Raw genomic sequence first — 604 nt, 5'->3', positions numbered from 1 at the left:
AGCCTAAGGCTTGCACGCTATACGCTAAGGTTTGGTCATTCACCGTTAAGCGATGATCTCCGACACCGGCGATATAAATATCAGCGCCGGATTTTTCTAACACGCCATCGCTATTGGTATCGCCATAGTTAGTTGACCAATCCCCTAACACATCAAATTTCAACCGCTGTTGCGACTGGCCATTTAAATGAACATCTAGCTGCCATTGATTGTTAGCAATTAAAGTCATGGGCGCTGAGGCCCAGCCATTAAACGTGCCACGGGCATTGAGTGCGGTAAAAACCTTATCGAAACCCGCTCCGCTACAGCTCGCCACAGGGCTAGTAGTAATGGCTTTAGTTTGGCTATTAAAGTGGATTTTTAGCTTGCTACCACTTGCCACGTTAAAATCGCTTGCAGGATAGCTTTCCGTCCAATTTCCGGTTCGGTCAATTTTAAATCGAGCTCCACCGCCCGCATCACTCGATGCAAACGTCTGGCAGATTGAAAACTCAGTGGCGGATTCTGCCGCCATGGCCGTCGCGACCCACGCATTAGACGTGCCTCGAAAAAACCAATCCGCCTGTGCAACACTGCTTACCCCCGCGCAGGCGATAGCCAGCAC

1 protein-coding gene is annotated in these 604 nt (G+C 50.0%); it reads right to left on the bottom strand.

The window, feature by feature from the left end:
• Positions 1-514, bottom strand: a 514-nt coding sequence (locus ACFQEU_RS17520) for a cadherin repeat domain-containing protein (RefSeq protein WP_379784232.1), incomplete at its 3' end; no start/stop codon positions are given.
• Positions 515-604: the final 90 nt, after the last annotated feature.

Origin of the sequence: Halorubrum tibetense (assembly GCF_042661865.1) — an archaeon.
Taxonomy (GTDB): domain Archaea; phylum Halobacteriota; class Halobacteria; order Halobacteriales; family Haloferacaceae; genus Halorubrum; species Halorubrum tibetense.
This window is presented reverse-complemented; position numbering and strand designations above follow the sequence as displayed.